This window comes from Candidatus Magnetobacterium casense, assembly GCF_019173545.1.
Lineage (GTDB): Bacteria > Nitrospirota > Thermodesulfovibrionia > Thermodesulfovibrionales > Magnetobacteriaceae > Magnetobacterium > Magnetobacterium cryptolimnobacter.
Map to the genome: position 1 here is coordinate 1 of NZ_JABXWD010000309.1, position 4,009 is coordinate 4,009.

At 48.9% G+C, this 4,009-nt stretch carries 2 protein-coding genes; one reads left to right on the top strand and one right to left on the bottom strand.

The features are described 5' to 3' along the window. Positions 1 to 377 precede the first annotated feature (377 nt). Positions 378 to 2,090: an alpha-glucan family phosphorylase gene (gene glgP, locus HWQ67_RS13830; RefSeq protein ID WP_218253277.1), complete on the bottom strand. Its 1,713-nt coding sequence runs from the start codon at positions 2,088 to 2,090 to the stop codon at positions 378 to 380. A gap of 212 nt (positions 2,091 to 2,302) precedes the next feature. Here glgP and HWQ67_RS13835 point away from each other — a divergent pair, with 212 nt between their 5' ends. Then, complete coding sequence (locus tag HWQ67_RS13835; RefSeq protein ID WP_218253278.1) at positions 2,303 to 3,907, top strand: metallophosphoesterase; 1,605 nt, start codon at positions 2,303 to 2,305, stop codon at positions 3,905 to 3,907. Positions 3,908 to 4,009 lie beyond the last annotated feature (102 nt).

Here is a 4,009-nt window from a genome sequence, read left to right on the forward strand (position 1 = left end):
CGCCCTCACTTGTGGCAGCACCGGAGACGGAATCCTTTGGTACAATCGTTTTCCTGCTACGCTTTATGAACACCATTATAGCGATAGCCACAACAATTGCTACGGCTATAAGTATCAGGACTACCGGTAATTTACTTTCCATCATTAATTAGTATTGTAACATTTAGAGATAAATAAGGTCAAAGATTCAATTGTACGGGGTGCACTATTGAAGCGTGGTCACATTGCTCATGCACGGCAACAGCACCATACTGTGAATATATACAAGCGGCTAAAATTCCCGGCAATCGCTGTTGAGTGTGATCACCCCTGCACCCCCTGCAGGCAATATTCAGAATCGTGAAAGGGGGAACAAAGTCCCCCTCTCTTTTTTTTTCTTACTTTATGTAGGCTTCGGTTACATAGCGACGCATCATTCTGTGTGTATTGAAGTAGTATGCGTTTTTGGCTATGGTATCAGTCATTATGTTAAGCCACTGCTGTCTGTTGTTGTAGTATGTGGGGATGAGGACGTTTTCGAGTTTATCGTAGAGGTCTTCGGCGTCAATTGCGTTCATGCTTTCATCGGGGGCAATTTCGGTGGCGGCGGGACCAATGGACCATCCGGTGACGCCCTCTATGTGTCCTTCGATCCACCAACCGTCCAGGACGCTGAAGTTTGGCACTCCGTTGTGTGTAGCCTTCATGCCGCTGGTGCCCGATGCCTCAAGCGGACGCAGGGGATTGTTCAGCCACACGTCAACGCCTGAGACAAGCATCAGGGCAATGTCCATCCGGTAGTTCTTCACAAACACGATCCTTATCTGGTCACGCAGCTCTCGTGAATAATTGAATATGGACTGGATCAGTTTTTTTCCGGCCTCATCACGGGGATGTGCCTTGCCGGCAAAGATGAGCTGCAACTTGCCTTTGGCGATCTTTATGAGCCTCTCAACATCGGAGAACAGCAGATTGGCTCGCTTGTATGTGGCAAATCTGCGGGCGAATCCCAACGTCAGCGTGTTGTAGTCCATGCCGATGCCGGTAGTGGAGTTTACGTAGTCTATTAGGACCTTTTTGGCCTCCATGTGGGCGTTCCAGATTTCGCTTTGCGGGATCAGTCCGACCCTGACAAAGGTCTCCGGCTCGTTGGCCCATCCGGGGATGTACTTGTCGTAGAGGCGTTTGAAGTTTTCAACCGTCCAGGTGTAGGAGTGGATGCCGTTTGTTATGGCATTGATCCTGTAGCCGGGGAACATGTTCTGTGAGACTTCGCCGTGCTTTTTGGCGACACCGTTGACGTAGTTGCTGAGGTTTAGGGCAAGCATGGTCATGTTGAGGTCCTTCTCACCTGCCAGCCACCGGATCACCTTTTCGGGGAAGTAGTCGCCGATAACCTTGCGATAGAGTTCGTAGTCAAAGCGGTCGTGTCCGGCCTCCACGGGCGTGTGTGTGGTAAAGACGCACAGCTCCTTTACGGAATCAAAGTCCCAGACCAGGGACTCATCCCAGACCGATTCTATGTCCTTCTTGTACTTGTGCAGGAGCTCAAGGGTCAGAAAGGATGCGTGTCCTTCGTTCATGTGGTACTTCTTGATGGTGAAACCGAACTCTCTGAGCATACGCACGCCACCGATGCCAAGGATTACTTCCTGTTTTATCCTGTAGCTGCTGTCTCCGCCGTAGAGGAAGTGTGTCAGTTCTCTGTCTTCGGCGCTGTTTTCGGGCATGTCGGTATCCAGGTACAGCACCGGCACCACGCCGCCCCGAAGACTCTGGATAAAGTAAATCCACGTCTGTATATACACGGTTCTGCCCTCTATGCGCACGCTGACCTTTTCGGGGGCTAGGGTCATATACGTTGAGGGGTCCCAGTTGACGGGATGGGCTATCTGATAGCCGCTTTCGTCAAAGTCCTGCGTGAAGTATCCCCTGCGGTGCATGAGCGTCACGGCCACGACAGGGAGGTTGAGGTCTGCGGCGGATTTTATCGTATCACCCGCCAGGATACCAAGACCTCCACTGTAGGTCGGGATGTCGTCCTTAAGTCCTATCTCCATAGTGAAGTAGGCAATCTTCGGCTCGCTTACGTATTTTTCCAATAATGACATGCTGACATCATTCTCCTTAAATTAAGAATTTTAGAATATTTTAATAAAAACACGATAGAAAAAACAACCCCCCTGTTTCGTATAGATTTTTACGTGAGGCAACGCGGAAGCAATTCGCACCCTTGCGCTGCCCTGCCTCAGTTGTGTTATAATTGAGAGGTAGTGTGTCGATGCTTCTTTGGAGCATTACTATTGATTGTGGAGGTTGTGAGGTGTCTGAGGTAACGATACTGCATGTATCGGATTTGCATATGGAGAGTAAGCATCTTACGGACATCAGGATCATCCTGGATGCGCTTTATGCCGATCTGGTGAAGTTGCGCTGGGAATCCGTCGAGCCGAACGTTGTTGTGTTTACGGGCGACCTTGTCAACGCAGGCAGCAACGTGGATGAGTTTGGCCTTGCGGAGAGTGTGTTTATCACACAGTTGATGGGGACGTTGGGATTATCCACAGACCGGTTCTTTTTTGTCCCCGGCAATCATGATATCGACAGGGATAAATGGAATCGCTACTCGGTTTCAGGGGTAAGAGCAGCCTGTAACAATACGCTGGAGCTTAACGAATTCTTTGATACCGAATTAAAGCTAAATGCACCTAAATATGTTGAAACACTGCATAATTTCACAGAGTTTAAACGCCGTTTTAAATATCCACCTCCAACAGAATCAAACAACCTGTTCTCTGTCCATCAGCTAACCATAAACGGTGTCAAACTTGGGATCGGCTCTCTGAACTCCGCATGGCTGGCTTACGGTGGTGCCGTAGATAAAGGAAAGCTCCTTGTCTGTGAGCGGCAGGTTGATAGCGTCCTGGAGGAAATGAAAGACTGCGATGTTAAGATAGCCCTCATGCACCATCCCTTGGAGTGGTTGGTGCCATTTGACAGGACGGATGTTGAAAACAGATTCAGACAAAAGTTTGATTTCCTCTTCACCGGACATTTACACGACCCAAGTCCGAGCTTCACTCAAAAAGCTGTAGGCATGTTGTTTCACAGTGACGGCGGAACACTGTTTAACGGTGATAGGGAGAGATATCAAGGTTATACGGTCATCAAAAAAGGTTCTGATAAAATAGCGGTGTACTTTAGGAGATACGTTAACAGTCGCAGGGAGTTTGTCCAAGACGTTGATAGAGCAACAGACGGTTATTGGGAGATGCCACTTGCCAGTAAAGCGCCATCACCGGGTACAAAGAAGGACGATCCCATAAAGTCCATGCTCAACGATATGCAAAGCCGCCTGAAAGTACCTTTGTACGTCCCGCTGACGTGTGCCAACGACATACTCATCCGCGAGAGTACAACTGATCTCAAGGAAGAGGTAGACAAGTTTCTCACTGCTGATCGAGCCGGCGTGTTGTTGCTCCTGGGGGATTCGGGTGCGGGGAAGTCAACCTTCTGCGCACATCTGTTTGCAGGGTTGCGGGATGCGTACTTGAAGGACGCTGATGCGCCGGTGCCTGTGTTTATCAAACTTGGCACGCTGTATGAGGGCGTAAAGGCCGGGACGTTTGTCGATGATGAGTTAAGACGTTATAAATTAGACCCGTTGTCAATAGATAGCCTCAAGCAAGGAAAGCGCGTCATCTTCTTCCTTGACGGCTATGATGAGTTGGTCGAAAAGTTGCCGTTGTTCCAGGGGGACTGGCTTAACGGCTGGACAGACGCCAAGGTGATCGTTACGTGCAGGAATCAGCACATCTCCAAGAGCGATGAGTTTCTCCTCTTTCATCGGGTTGACCCATTAACCAATCGTCCTGATGAGAAAGGTTTTCGTTCTTTGTACATAACGCCTCTTTCGGATACTCGGTAGCACTCCAAACAAGCGTGGACGATGTATAAAGTATTGAAAAAAAGTGGTTTATGTGTAATAATATTTGTATGTAATAACACATGCAGAAAGGAGAAAGACATG